12 protein-coding genes and 1 riboswitch are annotated in these 15,737 nt (G+C 72.1%); of the genes, 8 read left to right on the forward strand and 4 right to left on the reverse strand.

From position 1 onward, the window contains the following. Nucleotides 1–65 precede the first annotated feature (65 nt). Nucleotides 66–1,805: a glycerol-3-phosphate dehydrogenase/oxidase gene (locus FLL47_RS39420; protein ID WP_144127791.1), complete on the forward strand. Its 1,740-nt coding sequence runs from the start codon at nt 66–68 to the stop codon at nt 1,803–1,805. 204 nt (nt 1,806–2,009) lie between these two features. On the opposite strand, the gene FLL47_RS39425 is transcribed toward FLL47_RS39420, so the two are convergent. Next, nucleotides 2,010–3,398, reverse strand: coding sequence for an FAD-binding oxidoreductase (locus FLL47_RS39425; protein ID WP_144127792.1), 1,389 nt, complete (start codon nt 3,396–3,398; stop codon nt 2,010–2,012). Between the two features lie 22 nt (nt 3,399–3,420). On the opposite strand from FLL47_RS39425, the gene FLL47_RS39430 reads away from it, so the two are divergent. After that, nucleotides 3,421–3,708 carry a DUF4031 domain-containing protein gene (locus tag FLL47_RS39430; RefSeq protein ID WP_144127793.1) on the forward strand — a complete coding sequence of 96 codons (288 nt, stop codon included), beginning with the start codon at nt 3,421–3,423 and terminating at the stop codon, nt 3,706–3,708. A gap of 51 nt (nt 3,709–3,759) precedes the next feature. Here FLL47_RS39430 and FLL47_RS39435 read toward each other — a convergent pair whose 3' ends face one another. Then, nucleotides 3,760–4,395: an HD domain-containing protein gene (locus FLL47_RS39435; RefSeq protein ID WP_144127794.1), complete on the reverse strand. Its 636-nt coding sequence runs from the start codon at nt 4,393–4,395 to the stop codon at nt 3,760–3,762. Between the two features lie 58 nt (nt 4,396–4,453). On the opposite strand from FLL47_RS39435, the gene FLL47_RS39440 reads away from it, so the two are divergent. From FLL47_RS39440 to FLL47_RS39450, 3 genes are all read left to right on the forward strand, one after another. Continuing rightward, nucleotides 4,454–5,611 (forward strand): FUSC family protein, encoded by a 1,158-nt coding sequence (locus FLL47_RS39440; protein ID WP_144127795.1) that lies wholly within the window; start codon nt 4,454–4,456, stop codon nt 5,609–5,611. A gap of 53 nt (nt 5,612–5,664) precedes the next feature. After that, nucleotides 5,665–7,275, forward strand: a complete 1,611-nt coding sequence (locus tag FLL47_RS44550) for an LPXTG cell wall anchor domain-containing protein (protein ID WP_246159282.1) — start codon at nt 5,665–5,667, stop codon at nt 7,273–7,275. 284 nt (nt 7,276–7,559) lie between these two features. Further along, nucleotides 7,560–9,164, forward strand: coding sequence for a hypothetical protein (locus FLL47_RS39450; RefSeq protein ID WP_144127796.1), 1,605 nt, complete (start codon nt 7,560–7,562; stop codon nt 9,162–9,164). A gap of 132 nt (nt 9,165–9,296) precedes the next feature. Here the strand turns inward: FLL47_RS39450 and FLL47_RS39455 are convergent, their stop codons facing one another. Further along, complete coding sequence (locus FLL47_RS39455; protein WP_144127797.1) at nt 9,297–10,571, reverse strand: aminotransferase class V-fold PLP-dependent enzyme; 1,275 nt, start codon at nt 10,569–10,571, stop codon at nt 9,297–9,299. A gap of 100 nt (nt 10,572–10,671) precedes the next feature. After that, nucleotides 10,672–10,788, reverse strand: a riboswitch (SAM riboswitch). A 347-nt stretch (nt 10,789–11,135) separates the two neighbouring features. Here FLL47_RS39455 and FLL47_RS39460 point away from each other — a divergent pair. Further along, a complete protein-coding gene (locus FLL47_RS39460; protein WP_425457821.1) occupies nt 11,136–12,602 on the forward strand; it encodes a PrsW family intramembrane metalloprotease in 1,467 nt (488 codons plus the stop codon). Nucleotides 12,603–12,666: 64 nt separating this feature from the next. On the opposite strand, the gene FLL47_RS39465 is transcribed toward FLL47_RS39460, so the two are convergent. Beyond that, nucleotides 12,667–13,926 (reverse strand): AI-2E family transporter, encoded by a 1,260-nt coding sequence (locus FLL47_RS39465; protein ID WP_246159284.1) that lies wholly within the window; start codon nt 13,924–13,926, stop codon nt 12,667–12,669. Nucleotides 13,927–14,007: 81 nt separating this feature from the next. Here FLL47_RS39465 and FLL47_RS39470 point away from each other — a divergent pair, with 81 nt between their 5' ends. Both FLL47_RS39470 and FLL47_RS39475 read left to right on the forward strand, forming a co-directional pair. Continuing rightward, nucleotides 14,008–14,349 carry a GroES family chaperonin gene (locus tag FLL47_RS39470; RefSeq protein WP_120317331.1) on the forward strand — a complete coding sequence of 114 codons (342 nt, stop codon included), beginning with the start codon at nt 14,008–14,010 and terminating at the stop codon, nt 14,347–14,349. Nucleotides 14,350–14,455: 106 nt separating this feature from the next. After that, on the forward strand, nt 14,456–15,637 hold the full coding sequence (locus FLL47_RS39475; RefSeq protein ID WP_144127799.1) for a DUF5685 family protein: 1,182 nt from the start codon (nt 14,456–14,458) through the stop codon (nt 15,635–15,637). Nucleotides 15,638–15,737: the final 100 nt, after the last annotated feature.

Consider the following 15,737-nt stretch of genomic DNA (forward strand, 5'->3'; position numbering starts at 1 on the left):
GAACATGAGGCGGAACACCTTGCCGGTCACCGTCTGGGAGCACAGCCGCACGGTACCTTGGTGGGATGCGTGACCGCAGCGTGTCCCGCTTCGCCGCGGGTGCTCTATCCCCGGAGCGCCGCGCCGCTGACCTGCGCAGGCTCCGCGACGAAGAGTTCGATGTCCTGGTCGTCGGGGGCGGGGTGACCGGCGTCGGCGCGGCGCTGGACGCCGCGTCCCGCGGCCTGCGCGTGGCCCTGATCGAGGCGAGCGACCTCGCCGCGGGCACGTCCTCCCGCTCGTCCAAGCTGATCCACGGCGGCCTGCGCTACCTGGAGCAGCTGGAGTTCCCGCTGGTGCATGAGGCACTGCGGGAGCGCGGCCTGCTCGCCACGCGGCTGGCCCCGCACCTGGTACGGCCGGTGCCGTTCCTGGTGCCGCTGCCCGCCGAGACGCCCGGCGTCGCCGGGGTGGCCAAGCGTGCCTGGCACCGCCTCTACTACGGGGCCGGGGTGGCGCTCTACGACGCCTTCGCGGGCCTGGTCGGCGGCGGGCGCGGCATGCCGCTGCACAAGCACCTGACCCAGCACGGCGCACGCCGGCTGTTCCCGTCGCTGCGCGAGCAGGGCCTGGCCGGCGCGATCCGCTACTACGACGGGCAGGTCGACGACGCCCGGTTCGTGGTGACGGTGGCCCGCACCGCGGCCAGCCTCGGCGCGGCAGTGGTGACCGGGGTCAGGGCGGTCGGCCTGCTGCGGCAGGCGCGCCAGGTGACGGGCGTACGCGTCAGCGACGGCGTCGAGGAGTTCGACGTACGCGCGAAGACCGTCGTCGCCGCGACGGGCGTGTGGAGCGACGACGTGTCCTCCTGGCTGCCCGACGCTCGGGTCGGCTTCCGGGTGCGCGCCTCCAAGGGCGTGCACCTCGTGGTGCCCCGTTCGGCGATCACCGGCGAGGTCGGCCTGATCCTGCGTACCAGGTCCAGCGTGCTGTTCGTCATCCCGTGGGGCGGGCACTGGATCATCGGCACCACCGACACGGACTGGGAGCTCGACCGCGCCCACCCGGCGGCCTCGGCGAAGGACATCGACTATCTGCTGTCGCACGTCAACGAGGTGCTCGACCGGCCGCTGCGCCGCGAGGACATCGAGGGCGTGTACGCGGGCCTGCGCCCGCTACTGCGGGGGGAGTCGGACTCGACGTCGGCGCTGTCACGGGAGCACGCCGTGGTCGAGCCGCTGCTGGGGCTGCTGCTGGTCGCGGGCGGCAAGTTCACCACGTACCGGGTGATGGCCCAGGACGTGATCGACAAGGCGGTGCGGCGGCTCGGCGACGTGCGGCACAGCGGCACGGCGGAGCTGCCGCTGCTCGGCGCGGACGGCTACGAGGCGATGTGGCGCGACCGCGCCGACCTGGCCCGTCGGCACGAGCTGAGCGTCGGCGCGGTGGAACACCTGCTGGAGCGCTACGGCACGCTCACCACCGAACTGCTCGCCCTGATCGACGAGGACCGCGCACTGGCCGACCCGCTGCCGGGCGCGCCGGAGCACCTGTCCGCCGAGGTCGTCTACGCGGCCCGCCACGAGGGCGCGCTGCACGTGGTGGACGTGCTGGCCCGGCGTACCCGGATCTCCATCGAGACCGCCCACCGGGGCGTCCAGACCGCCCGCCGCACCGCCGAACTCATGGCCCCCGTCCTCGGCTGGTCCGCCGCCACCACCGAATCCGAGATCACCGCCTACCTCGCCCGCGTCGACGCCGAGCGCGAGTCCCAGCGCATGCCCGACGACGCCGCAGCCGACGCCGCCCGCCTCACCGCCGTCTAAAGCAAAGGAAGGGCACCTTCCCATTGCTATACGTAGAGGAAGGGCACCTTCCTAACGCCTCGGAGTCGTGACCTGCGGCGCGGCGGCCGGCGGAGGTGGGCGCGGCGCTGGGCGCAGGTCTTGATCAGCGTTCCGTGTCAGGATCTGCGGCCGAAACGCAGATCCTGACACGAAACGCTGATCGCCAAATGGGCTTGGCCGCCGTCAGCGCAGGACCTTGCCCGGGTTCAGGAGGTTGGCCGGGTCGAGGGCGGATTTGATGGCGCGTTGGACGTCGACGCCTACCTCGCCCAGCTCGGTGGCCAGCCAGTCGCGCTTGAGCAGGCCGACGCCGTGCTCGCCGGTGCAGGTGCCGCCCAGGGCCAGGCCGCGTTCCATGATCTCGTCGAAGACGCGCTGGCCCGCGGCGACGCTGGCCGGGTCGGCGCGGTCGACCACGATGTTCGGGTGCAGGTTGCCGTCGCCCGCGTGGCCGACGACGCCGACCGGCACGTCGTACTTGGCGGCGATCTCCACGATGTCGTCGAGCAGCTCCGCCAGCCGGGTACGCGGCACCGCGATGTCGTCGATGATCAGCCCGCCGTGTTCGTACAGCGACAGGGCCAGGTGCTCCATCGCCGGGTGGGCGAGCCGCCGGGCCTGCAGCAGCTCGGCGGCCTCGGTCGCGTCGGTGGCCTGCCAGACCTCGCCCGCGCCCGCCTGCCGGGCCAGCTCGGCGATCGCCTCCAGGTCCGCGGCGGCCCGCGACCCGGTGTCCACCGCGGCCAGCAGCAGCGCGGCGGCGGAGGTGTCCAGACCCATCGGCCGGTATGCCTCCAGCGCCTCCAGGTGCACCCGGTCCAGCAGTTCCAGCAGGCTGGGGGACATGCCCGCCGCGAAGATCCGGTTGACCGCGTCGCCGGCCGCAGCCGTGGTCGGGAAGACCGCGACCATGGTCAGCGACTCATCGGCCGCCGGCCGCAGCGCCACGGTGATCTCCGTGATGATGCCGAGAGTGCCCTCCGAGCCGACGAAAAGCCTGGTCATGTCGTATCCGGCGACACCCTTCGGGGTGCGGCGACCGGTGCGCAGCACCCGCCCGTCGGCGAGCACCACCTCCAGGCCGAGCACGTACTCGGTGGTGACGCCGTACTTCACGCAGCACATGCCGCCCGCGTTCGTGGCGACGTTGCCGCCGATCGTGCTCGACTCCCACGAGCCCGGGTCGGGCGGGTAGCGCAGCCCTTCCGCGAGGGCGGCGCGGGCCAGCACCGCGTTGACCACTCCCGGTTGGACGGTGGCGATCCGGTTGGCGGTGTCGAGGTCGACGATGCGGTTCATCGCCAGCATCGACACGACCAGGCAGCCGTCGACCGCGTTCGCGCCGCCCGCGAGCCCGGTCCGCGCGCCCTGCGGCACCACCGGCACCCCGTGCCGCGCGGCGATCGCCACCGCGGCGGCGACGTGCGCGGTCTCCTCCGGGCGTACGACGGCCAGCGGCATGCCCGCGTCGCAGAGATCCGCCTCGTCACGCCGGTACGAGATCAGCAGGTCGTGATCGGTGATCACACGGTCGGGGCCGAGCGCGGCCGTCAGCTCGTCGAGGAAGGTCACCTTCGCACGCTAGCGTGGACCCGTGATCCATGTCGACAGCCCGGTCTGGCCCGCCCACGGCCGCCTGTGGGCGCATCTGGTCAGCGACGTGTCCCTGGCAGAGCTGCACGTGTTCGCCGAGCTGCTGGGCGCGCCCCGCCGCGGCTTCGACCGCGATCACTACGACATCCCCGCCGAACGCGTCCCCGTCGCCCTCTGGCTCGGCGCCCACTACGCCACCTCCCGCGACATCGCCCGCATGCTCCGCGCCGCCAACCTCCGCATCCCCAAACACCTGGCCCGCCCCCCACCCCCGCCCCTGGTGCGTTGATCATGAAGTTGTTCCGGTGACACGCCGCCCACCCGTGCCACAAGTTCATGATCAACCCGGTGGTGGGGTGTGGGTGAGGGAGTCGAGTTCGCGGTGGAGGTTGGTGCGGGCGGGGGACTCCAGGGCGGGGGTGTGGTGGTAGAGGGTGGGGAGGGCCAGGAGGGATTGCAGGACGGTGCTGCGGCCGATGCGCCAGAGGTCGTCGGGGACGTGGGCGTACTCGGCGCGGACGGCGGCCACGTAGCGCACGTAGTCGGGCCACGGGGCGGCGAGGATGGCGAGATCGGCGTCGGCCAGTAGGGCGCCGTTGCGGTCGTCGGCGGCGACGGCGTGGCCGGCGGTGAGGCGTACCAGTCGGGTGACCTCCTCGACCACCGCGGCCGGGACCTGGCATTCGGCCAGCAGCTCGCCGGTGAGCACGGCGCTGCGCTCCTCGTTGTCGGCGGCGGTCGGGTCGTAGACCGCGTCGTGGCCCCACACCGCGAGCGCGACCACCGGCTCGTCACCGACCAGGTCCAGGCAGGCGGCCAGATGCTCGACGGTGTGGTAGTACCGCTGCGGCTCCGACCAGCGGTTGATCAGCTCGGTGCCGACCTCGGCGAGCACGTGGTCGGGGGCGCCGGCCCCGGCGGCCCGGGCGGTGGCGGCGAACCGGTCGGCGGTGAGCAGGGTCGATTCGGTGGGCATGGCCAAATCTTGGCGCATCCGTCCGGCTCGCGGTGCCAGGTGCGCCACAGTAAGGGTCATGGACGCCGCCGAGCTGGGCCGACGCACGCAGGTGACGCTGCGCGACCGGGTGCGGCGGGTGCGCGGCAGCGTCATCCTCTCCGTGCAGGCCGCCGTCGCGGCGGGTCTGGCCTGGTATGTGGCGCACGACCTGCTCGGCCACTTCCAGCCGTTCTTCGCGCCGATCGCGGCCGTGGTCACGCTGGCCATCTCCGTCGGTCAGCGGATGCGGCGGGCGGCCGAGATCGTGGCCGGCAACGCGGTCGGCATCCTGCTCGGCGAGCTGCTCATCCTGGTGATCGGCCGGGGCGCCTGGCAGGTGTCGCTGGTGGTGCTGCTCGCGATCAACCTGGCCATCTTCATCGGCGGCTCGGCGTCGCTGGTGAGCCAGGCCGCCTCGTCCGGCATCCTGGTCGCCACACTGCTGCCGATCACCAGCGACTACTACCTCAGCCGCTTCGTCGACGCGGTCATCGGCGGCGGCATCGCGCTGCTGGTGATGGCGCTGCTGCTGCCGCTGAACCCGCTGACCGAGGTGAAGCGGGCGGTCGGGCCGCTGATGGAGTCGCTCGCCGACGGCCTCAACCAGGCGGCCGAGGCGCTGGCGCAGGGCGACGCGGCGGCGGCGCAGGAAGCGCTGGACCGTATGCGCGAGGCGGAATCGCACCTGCGGGCGTTCGGCGAGTCGCTGAAGGCGAGCAAGGAGCTGGCGACCATCGCCCCGCTGCACTGGGGCAAGCACGGACTGCTGGCGGCGTACATCGAGGCCGCGGACCATCTGGCGCGCTCGCTGCGCAACAGCCGGGTGCTGGTACGCCGCATCGTGTCGATGATCCGCGACGGCGAGACGGTGCCCCCCGCCCTGGTCGAGGCTGTGCACGCGCTGGCGCAGTCGGTATCGTCGCTGCGCCGGGAGCTGGCCGACGCGGTCGAGCCGGAGCAGGCCGAGCACGCCGCGGTGCGGGCGGTGCGCGAGGCGCGTGAGGCCCACCAGGCCGGGCTGGAGTTCTCCGGTGAGGTGGTGTTCGCGCAGGTCAGGTCCTCCGCGACGGATCTGCTGCGGGCTGCCGGGATGTCCCGGGAGGACGCGGAGCGGCAGGTGCGCAGAGCGGTCGGCCGCATCGACCGGTCAGATTCCGGCCGTTCGGCTGGTGGAAGCTCGGAGAAAGCTGGGTAGCGTCCCCGCTTGATCATCAATGCTTTCACTGCCATCCCACGGGGGAACACAAGATGAAGATCAGCACCGCCCTGGCGGCGGGTGCCTCGATGCTGCTCGCCGGTGGGCTCTCTGCCGTGCTGGGCACGCCTGCCCACGCCGCCGGCGGGGTCGACCTCGCCGTGAGCGTCCCGGCCAGCAAGATCGCCGTCGAGGCCGAGGGCAAGGGCTTCCGGGTCGACCTGTCCAACGTCGGCACCGCCGCGTCCGGTGACGCCCTGCTCACCTACGACTTCAACGGCCTGACCAGCTCCCTCGTCGCCGCCGACCTGTCCTTCCTGGAGAACTCCGGCTGCGACATCACGGGCAAGGTGGCGAAGTGCCACCTTTACGGCTTCGCGCCCGGTGAGTCCTACACCGATGCGGTTTACCTGCGCAACGTCGGCAAGGCGGCGGGTGCCGCAGGCTCGTTCTCGGTGTCGTTCACGGCGGCTGGCGACGTCAACACCGCCAACAACACCGTCACCGTGCCGGTGCAGGTCGTCGACAGCGGCGCGGACCTGATGTCCTACGCGTTCGACGTGGTCGCCGGTTACACCGCCGCCGGCAAGGTCATCCCGGTGAAGCCCGGCGCGAGCGCGCCGCTCGCGTGGGGCATCCACAACAACGGCGACCGGTACGTGCACGGCTTGGAATTCACCATCACACTGCCGCCCCACGTCATTTACGACGGCGGCGGCGACTACCCCGGCTGGTGCGGGGTCGACCAGACCCTGTCCGTGATCACCTGCTCGGCTCCCGACGTGGTGATCCCGCCCGGTGGCTCTTTCACGCCCGAGTCCCCGACGAAGCTCTACGTCCTGCCGGGCTTCGTCGACGGACCGGCGGCCCTGCCCGGCGGCCTGGTCAGCGCCAAGGCCATCAAGACGTCCGTCGAGGAGCCCGCCGCGGGTGAGCTGAAGTCGGTGGACGGGTTCAAGGTCGCGGACGAGATGACCGAGCAGCAGTTCGAGCAGCTCGTCGAGGGTCTGCTGGAGGGCGTCGTGCCGAATGCGGCCGAGGCCGGCGACGTCGACCCGGCCGACGATGACGCGTCGTTCGCCGTGCACGCGGCCGCCGCGGTCGCGGTCGACCAGGCCATCAGTGTGACCACGGGTTATGGCAAGGTCGGTGACGTTGTCAAGATCACCGTTACGGTCAGCAACGTCGGCAAGGCGAGCACCGGGCCGAGCTTCTTCATCCAGGCCCCGTCCGGCACCTCCTTCGTCGCGCCGGACCAGGCGGGAGCCGTCAGCTACTGCGAGGGCAAGGGGCAGATCCCGGCGTATTACACCGGCGAGACCGAGATCACCTGCGTATGGGAGTCCGAGCTGCAGCCCGGCCGTTCGCTGAAGCGTGAGGTGCTGGTGCGCATCGACGCCGAGCCCATCGGCGCCAACGGCCGAGCGCAGGTGCACACGTCGGAGGGCAAGGACATCAACCCGAAGAACGACACGGCCAAGGTCATCATCAAGATCGGCACTCCGCCAGCCGGTGTCGACAACAGCGGCAACAACGGCGGCACCGGCGGTGGCCTGCCGGTGACCGGCGCCAACGTCGGCCTGATCGCCGGCATCGGTGGCGCGGTCGTGCTCGCGGGCGCCGTGCTGTTCCTGCTGGCGCGTCGCCGCAAGGTCGTCGCCTAGGACACCGCTGCCCGATCGCTCGGGTGGCAATGATCGGCCGGTGACCCGCTGCGGGTCACCGGCCGATCATTGCGCCTGTCCGGCATGGTCCCGGCAATGGCCGGGCCGGTGTGCCGCCTGCCACCTGCAGCGCTGCGGGAGGTCCTGGGAGAACAGGGAATCGTGTCGGGCCGGCTGTCGGCCGGATCGACAAAGGACCACCCGTTAGGACGGTTGAGCAGCTTCGACGTGGACGGGTACGGTGCCCCGATTGATCGACGCCTCACCATCCCACGGGGGAACAAATGAAGATTCGCACCGCCCTGGCGGCGGGCGCATCGATGCTGCTCGCCGGCGGGCTCTCCGCCGCCCTGGCGGCACCGGCGCACGCGGCCGACGGGATCGACCTCGGCGTGACCGTCACCGGCAGCAGGATGTCGGCGGACGCCGAGGGCAAGTGGTTCCGCGTTGACATGTTCAACGTCGGCACCGTCGAGTCGGGCGACGCCCGGATCACTTACGACTTCAGTGGGCTGAACAGCTCCCTCGTCAGGGCAGACCTCAGCATCTACGACGAAACCTTCTGTGACGTCGGCGCGGTGGTGAGCTGTGATCTGGTGGGCTTCGCCCCCGGCGAGCGGTACACCGACTGGATCTACCTGCAGAACGTCGGCGGGATGACGGGTTCCGCCGGGAGGATCTCAGTGCTGCTCACCACGCCTGGCGAGGTCGACGGCATGAACAACGAGGTCTTGAAGACCGTGGAACTCGTTCCCGGCGGTGTCGACCTGGTGCCCGTCGCGAACGACCTGGTGGACGGCTACACCCCCGCCGGCAAGGTCATCCCGATCAAGCCGGGCCAGAGCGCGCCGCTCGCCTGGGCGATCGGCAACGAAGGCGACGCCATCGTGCACGGCGTCGATTTCACCATCACGCTGCCGCCGCACGTGCGGTTCGGCGAGGTGTACGACATCTGCGAGGTGAGCGAGCAGGAGACCGAGGTCCTCACCTGCTCCGATCCCGATGTGGTGATCCCGCCCGGCGGCGTCTACTCGCCGCAGGGGGCGCTGGTGGTCACTGTCGACGACTCGTACGCCGGCGGCCCGATCGCGCTGCGCGGTGGTCTCGTCAGCGCGAAGGCGATTGAGCAGGTCGCCACGGCACCGGCCGGTGAGCAGCCCGCCGACGGCTTCGAGGTCGCCGCGGATCTGACCGACGCGCAGCTCGACGAGTTGATCGAAGAGCTCATCAAGGACCTGGTGGCCAACGCCGAGCAGGCCAGCGAGGTCGACGAGGGTGACAACGACGCCCGGTTCTCCGCACACGTGGGCGCGCCGCTCGCGGTCGACCAGGCCATCTCGGTGACCCAGGGCATCGGGCGGGTCGGGGACACCGTCAAGATCAAGGTCGCGGTCAGCAACATCGGCAAGGCGAGCACCAGGCCGATGTTCTACATCAAGGTTCCATCCGGCACCTCCTTCGTGGCACCGGCCGTGAAGCCGGGCGTCGGCAGCTGCATCGACCGCGGCGGCGAGGGCCCGGTCTGGGAGTACACCGGCGAGACCGAGCTGGCCTGCGGGTTCGAGCCGGAGCTGCAGCCCGGCCGTACGCTGACCCGCGAGCTGCTGGTGCACATCGACTCGGCGACCATCGGCAACAACGGCTTCGCCGAGGTGGTGACCACGGTCGGCAAGGACGGCAATCCCAAGAACGACATCGCCAAGGTCATCATCAAGATCGGTACCCCGCCGGCCGGCGGCAACAACGGCGGCAACGGCGGCGGCCTGCCGGTGACCGGCACCAACGTCGGTCTGATCGCCGGTATCGGCGGCGCGGTCGTGGTCGCGGGTGCCGTGCTCTTCCTGATGACCCGCCGCCGCAAGATCGCCGCGGATGAGACCGAGGCCTGATCGTCGAGGTAGCGCCACCCGGCCGGTGACCCACACGGGTCACCGGCCGATTTCGTCCACCGGCTCGCGACGTGCTTGCCGGGGCCGACCCGGCGATCACCGGAACCGCCCCGACTCGTGCGGCGCGACGGCTCAGACGATGGTGCGCAGCGCGGCGAGGAACGTGTCCACGTCGGCGTCGGTGGTGCCGATGCCGATGCTGGCCCGCAGGGCCGTCGCGGGCACGCCGTCCCAGCCGGCCCGCACCGACGCCTCGCCGAGCAGGCGGCGGGCCAGCGGGTGGGCGCAGAACAGGCCGTCGCGCAGCCCGATGTTGTGTTCCCGGGCCAGCTGCTGGGCGATCTCGGCGGAGTCGCGGCCGCGCACCGCGAACGACACCACGCCGATCCGGGCCGCGTCCGCGCCGAAGGTGCGCAACTCGGCGACGTCGGGCAGCTCGGCCAGCCCGGCCCGGAGCTTGCCCAGCAGCCGCTGCTCCTCGGCGTGCAGCGCGTACCGGTCGGCGGCCTCCAGGGTCGCGCACACCGCCGCCAGTGCCACCGCGCCGAGCAGGTTGGGCGTGCCGGCCTCGTGCCGGGCCGGGCCGGTGGTCCACCGCACGTCGTGGGTCGCGTCGCCGACGCCGCTGGTCGCTCCGCCGCCCGCCAGGTACGGCGCGGCGGCGTCGAGCCAGTCGCCCCGGCCGACGAGCACGCCCGCACCGAACGGGGCGTAGAGCTTGTGCCCGGACAGTGCGACGTAGTCCACGTCCAGCGTGGACAGGTCGACGGGCACGTGCGGGGCGAGCTGCGCGGCGTCGAGCACGATCCGGGCCCCGAACCGGTGGGCGATCAGGGCCAGCTGCGCGACCGGCCACAGCTCGCCGGTGACGTTGCTGGCGCCGGTGACGGCGACCAGGATCCGGCCGTCGGCGTTGCCGCGGCGCACCTCGGTCAGCGCGGCGGCAAGGTAACGCACCGCGGCGTCGGGCGAGGCGGGCACCGGCAGGCGTACCGCGTTGGGCCAGGGGAGCAGGTTGGCGTGGTGCTCGCCGGCGTAGGTGATCACCGTGGTACCCGCGGGCAGCACGTGGGCGAGCAGGTTCAGCGCGTCGGTGGTGTTGCGGGTGAACACCACGTGATCCTCGGCCCGCGCGCCGACGAAGTCGCCGACCGTCTGCCGGGCGCGCTCGTACTCCAGCGTGCAGCGCTGCGACAGGGCGCCCGCGCCGCGGTGCACTGAGCCGTACCAGGGCAGCAGTGCGGTGACCGCGCCGGCCGCGGCCCGCAGACAGGGCGCGGTGGCGGCATAGTCGAGGTTGATCTGGCCGGGCACGCCGAGCACGGTCAGCTCGGCGTCGGTCACGCGTACGGGCGTGATGTCGGCCGTCTCGACGGCGCTGCAGGGTCGTTGGGCGATCGCGGTCATGGGGCACCTCCGGGGTCAGGGACCCCTGGACCGCTGGTGGGATGTCCTCGCCGGTCCGCCGTTGCGGAGATCGTCGGGACGAGCCACCAACGGAGACAGTGGTCCGCGCTTGCCCAGCACGACGACGGGCTGGGCCCGGTCATCACCCGGGGCACCCCACCGCGAACTACAGAGGGTTGCCGGTCAGCAAGCCGGGGCTTTGCTCCATCTTTCGACACTTTCGACTGCTTGCGCAGGCGAATGTGAGAGCGGCTGACACTCGTGACCTTTCGCCGAGCATAGCGGAGGTAGGCTGCGCCCATGTCCGACCTCCCGACTCCTGGGACCGCACCCGGCAACCGCGACGGCGGCCCGCCCCCGCCGTGGCCGCCGCTGCCGGAATGGCAGCAGCCCGCACCGGCGTCACCGTGGCAGGCGCCGGAGTCATCCGGGCCGACCGCGTCGCCGTCCATGCCGGACACACCGGTCCCGGCAGTACCGGCGGTCGCTCCGATCGCGCCGGAACCGGCCGCGGCGACGCCCGCGCAGGGTCCGCCGCCGGGGACCGGGCCGGGGATGACGCCGATGCAGGGCCTACCGCCCGCGACCGGGCCGGCCTTGCCGCCGCCCGCGGCCGGGCCGGGCTTCCCGCCGGGCACGGTCGGGCTCGGCCTGCCGCCGGTGCTGCCGGAGCCGTCGCTGCCGCTCAAGCGCCCCCGGCGCTGGCTGCCGCTGCTGCTCGCGATCGTCGTGGTCGGCGGCTCGGCCCTGGGCATGCTGGGATACCTGGGCTGGAAGATCGGCCCGCTCGCGTTCGGCGTCGGCCTGGCCGCCGCGCTGCTGCCGGTGCCGGTGCTGATTGCGGTGTTCCTCTGGCTCGACCGGTACGAGCCGGAGCCGCCGAAACTGCTCGTGATCAGCTTCCTGTGGGGCGCGTTCCCGGCGACGCTGCTGGCGCTCGGCGTCAACTCGTTCTTCTCCGGCTGGCTGAACGTGGTGACCCTGCCCGACGCGGTGGTCGCCACGGTCGTCGCGCCGTTCATCGAGGAGCTGGGCAAGGCGGCCTTCCCGCTGTGGATCCTCTGGCGCCGCCGCCGCGAGCTGTCCGGCATCACCGACGGCATCGTCTACTGCGGCCTGTCCGGGGTCGGCTTCGCGATGGTGGAGAACATCCTCTACCTGGGCGGGCACGGCTTCTACTCGGGCAACGAGCAGTGGGGGCCGTACTCCGGGGCGCAGCTGGTCTTCGGCATGTTCCTGGGCCGCATCCTGATCTCCGGGTTCGCCCACCCGCTGTTCACCTCGATGACCGGCATCGGCATCGGCATCGCGGCGCGCTCGGCCAGCAGCTGGGTGCGCTGGTGCGCGCCGGTGGGCGGGCTGCTGCTGGCGATGATGCTGCACGGCTCGTGGAACCTGATGGCCACGCTGTCCGCCGAGATCAGCCCCTACTTCTTCCTGTACGGCTACATCGCGGTCATGGTGCCGGTGTTCCTGTCGATGATCGGCGTCGCGCTGTGGGTGCGTGCCCGCGAGGGCCGGCTGGCGTTGCAGGTGCTGCCCGCGTACGCCATCGCCGGGTGGCTCACCCCGCCGGAGGTGGCGGCCATGGGCACGCTGGCCCGCCGGCACGCGGCCCGGGTCTGGGCCGGGCGCGTCGCCGGGGAGCCGGGCCGCAAGGCCATGAAGGAGTTCCAGTTCGCGGCCACGCGGTTGGCGCTGGTGCGCGACGGCATGAACCGCGGGCTCGACGAAACCTCCGCCGACCAGGACCGCAGCATCGCGGAGGAACGCGACCTGCTGCAGGTGCTGGGCACCACACGGGCGGTGTTCGTGGGACGTGATCCGCAGGTGCCGCCGGCCTTCTTCGACGGGACGGCATACCGGATGACGTTCCCGGACGGGGTGGCCCGCACGGTGCCCATGCCCGCGGAGCCGGTGGTGCCGGTGCCGGTGCTGCTGCCCCCGCCCGCGCCCGCGTACCCGGTGTACCCGCCGATGCCGGGATACCCGTACCCGCCGCAGCCGTACTACCCGCCGCAGGCGGTCTGACGCCGCCGCCACGACGAAAAAGGGCTCCGCCGGTCACACCGGCGGAGCCCTTTTCTTTCGTGTCTCAGGTGGCGGGTACGGGCGGCGCCTTGACGATCACCGAATCCGGTTCCGGCTGCGGGCGTCCGGCCAGCTGCCGGATCGCCGTGTTCAGGACCGCGATGAGCGGTACGGCGATCAGCGCGCCCACGATCCCGGCCAGCACCACGCCCGCGGCGATGCCGAGGATCACGGCGAGCGGGTGGATGGCGACCGCCCGGCCCATGATCAGCGGCTGGAGCAGGTGGCCCTCGATCTGCTGGATGGCGATGACCGCGGCCAGCACCAGCAGCGCCGTCAGCGGACCGTTGGTGACCAGGGCGACCAGCACCGCGACCGCGCCGGACAGGGTGGCACCGACGATCGGGATGAACGCGCCGAGGAACACCAGCGCGGCCAGCGGCAGCGCGAACGGCACCCGCATGGCGGCCAGCGCGATGCCGATGCCGACCGCGTCGATGAACGCGACCAGCACGGTGGCCCGCACGTACGCCCCCAGCGAGGCCCACGCGGCGACCCCGGCCCGGTCCAGCGGCTCGCGGGCCTGGCCGGGCACCAGGCGCAGCAGGAAGCGCCAGATGACGCGGCCGTCGCGCAGGAAGAAGAAGAGCGTGAAGATCACCAGGAACAGGCCGCTGAGCACCTCGAACACGGTCGTCGCGGTGGTGATCGCGCCGGTGGTCAGGGCTTCCTTGTTCGTGGTGATGGACTTCGTGACCGAGTCGATCGCACTGCCCATCTGCGCGTCGGTCAGGTGCAGCGGGCCGTTCTTGAGCCAGGTCTGGATCTGCTGCACGCCCTCCGCCGCGTTCTTGGTCAGGTCGGGCAGCCCGTTGACGAACTGGTTGATCACCAGGGTCAGCGTGCCGGCGACCGCGGCCAGCCCGACCAGCACCACGATCGCGGTGGCCAGCGACCGGTGCACCCGGATGTGGTTCAGCCAGCGCACCGCGGGCGCCAGCAGCGCGGCCAGCAGCATCGCGATCAGCACCGGCACGATGACGATGCTGATCTTCCCGAGGAACTGCAGCAGGTAGACGAGCATGAAGCCGAGCACGATGATGCGCCACGCCCAGGCTGCGCCGATGCGCAGACCGTACGGCACGTCGACGTCGTCGCGGCTGGCCGTGGAGTGGTGCTGCAGCTCGGGCTCGGCCGGCTCGGGCAGCGGCTGGTCTGCCTCCTGGCGCTCGCGCTCCTCCTGCTCGCGCTTGGCGCGGGCGCTGGCGCGGCTCGCCTCGTAGGCGCGGCGCACATTCGCCTTGAAGTTGTCCAAACGACCCACTGGTGTCCTCCCGGGGACAGGCAACGTCACCACGTTAGTCGCCTGCGACCACCGCACCATCGGGGAAGTACCCTGACCGGCGTGACACTCAATCCCGCCACCGCCGAGACCGGCCTGCCGATCCGTCTGCTGCACGACCGGGTGCTGGTCAAACAGGAGGCGGCCGAGGGGGAGCGGCGCTCGTCCGCGGGCCTGGTGATCCCGGCCACCGCTTCGGTCGGGACGCGGCTGTCCTGGGCGACCGCCGTCGGCGTCGGCCCGCACGTGCGCGCGATCCAGGTCGGTGACCGGGTGCTGTTCGACCCCGACGAGCGCTCCGAGGTGGAACTGCACGGCGAGGCGTACGTGCTGCTGCGCGAGCGGGACGTGCACGCGGTCGCGGCCTCGCGCGTGGAGCCGGACGCCACGGGCCTGTACCTGTAGCGACCCGTCGGGCGCTGAGGTGCCGACCCGACGCCGTGATCAGGGCCGATGTCCGCACCGTCGGCGGCCCGGTGGCGGGCGTGACAGCGTGGCCTAGGCTGCGCCCGTGTTCGGCATCATCCGCCCCTGCGCGCACAGCCTCCCTGACCGTCTGCACAGCGAGTGGCTCGGCCACCTGTGCGGGCTGTGCCTGGCGCTGCGTGACGAGCACGGCCAGGCGGCCCGCATCGTCACCAACTACGACGGCCTGATCATCTCCGTGCTGACCCAGGCGCAGCTGACGGGCCTCCATCGGCGCACCGCCGGGCCGTGCCCGCTGCGCGGCATGCGCACCGCGGCCGTGGCCGACGGCACGGGGGCGCGGCTGGCCGCGACGGTCTCCCTGGTGCTGGCCTCGGCGAAGCTGTCCGACCACGCTGCGGACGGTGACGGTGCGTACGCCCGCCGCCCGGTCGCCGCGGGCGCGCGCCTGGTCGCGCGGCGCTGGGCCGCCCGGGCCCACCGGTCCGGGCTGGATCTCGGCCTGGACACCAGGGTGCTGCTGGCGGCCGTGCACGGTCAGCGCGAGGTCGAGCGGGCCGTCCTGCTGGGCGGGTCACTGCTCACCGTCACCGAGCCCACCGAGATCGCCACCGCCGCCGCGTTCGCGCACACCGCGGTGCTGGCTGGCCGACCCGGCAACGCCGAGCCGCTGGCCGAGGCGGGCCGCTTCTTCGGCCGGATCGCGCACCTGCTCGACGCGGTCGAGGACCTCGCCGCCGACCGGGCCGCCGGGGCGTGGAACCCGCTGCTCGCCACCGGGGCGTCGTTCGCGCAGGCCGGGGTGCTGGCGCGGGACGCCGCGGCGGGCATCCGGCTGGCCCTGGACGAGGTGGTCTTCACCGACCGGAAGCTGGTGCACCGGCTGCTGGTGCACGAGGTCGAGCACGCCATCGAGCGGACCTTCGCGGGCGCGGACCCGGACTACTACCCGCCGGTCATCCAGCCTGGCAAGAAGGGCCGCCAGCCGAAGGCCCCGAAACCGCCGGGCAGCGGCTCCTGCTGGTGGCCGCAGGTGGAGATACCGCCGCGCACACGCGGGCCGATCTTCGGCTGCGCCGTCGCGAGCTGGATGTGCTGCACCTGCCAGGTGTGCTGCCGGGACCCCTATCCGGGCCCGTGGAGCGGCCTGCCCAATGACGGCTGGTGCTCCCGGTGCGACTGCGGGGGCTGCGGGGACTGCGGCAACTGCTGCGACTGCTGCGACTGCTGCAAGATCTGCAACCACTGCGACTGCTGCGACTGCTGACCTCGACGCGGCGCCCGCGCCGTCTCCACCGCTGCAGTTTCGGGGAAACTGCGGCAATTCCGTGTCCGATAACCGCAGTTTCCCCGAAACTGCAAAAGCG

It is taken from the genome of Catellatospora sichuanensis (assembly GCF_007483665.1).
Lineage (GTDB): Bacteria > Actinomycetota > Actinomycetes > Mycobacteriales > Micromonosporaceae > Catellatospora > Catellatospora sichuanensis.

What these genes read in the sequence shown, in the direction of transcription:
- FLL47_RS39435 (WP_144127794.1), bottom strand. Translation starts at nt 4,395, where the DNA reads ATGCCCACCGAATCGACCCTGCTCACCGCCGACCGGTTCGCCGCCACC.
- FLL47_RS39450 (WP_144127796.1), top strand. Translation starts at nt 7,560, where the DNA reads ATGAAGATTCGCACCGCCCTGGCGGCGGGCGCATCGATGCTGCTCGCC.
- FLL47_RS39455 (WP_144127797.1), bottom strand. Translation starts at nt 10,571, where the DNA reads ATGACCGCGATCGCCCAACGACCCTGCAGCGCCGTCGAGACGGCCGAC.
- FLL47_RS44550 (WP_246159282.1), top strand. Translation starts at nt 5,665, where the DNA reads ATGAAGATCAGCACCGCCCTGGCGGCGGGTGCCTCGATGCTGCTCGCC.
- FLL47_RS39440 (WP_144127795.1), top strand. Translation starts at nt 4,454, where the DNA reads ATGGACGCCGCCGAGCTGGGCCGACGCACGCAGGTGACGCTGCGCGAC.
- FLL47_RS39420 (WP_144127791.1), top strand. Translation starts at nt 66, where the DNA reads ATGCGTGACCGCAGCGTGTCCCGCTTCGCCGCGGGTGCTCTATCCCCG.
- FLL47_RS39460 (WP_425457821.1), top strand. Translation starts at nt 11,136, where the DNA reads ATGCAGGGCCTACCGCCCGCGACCGGGCCGGCCTTGCCGCCGCCCGCG.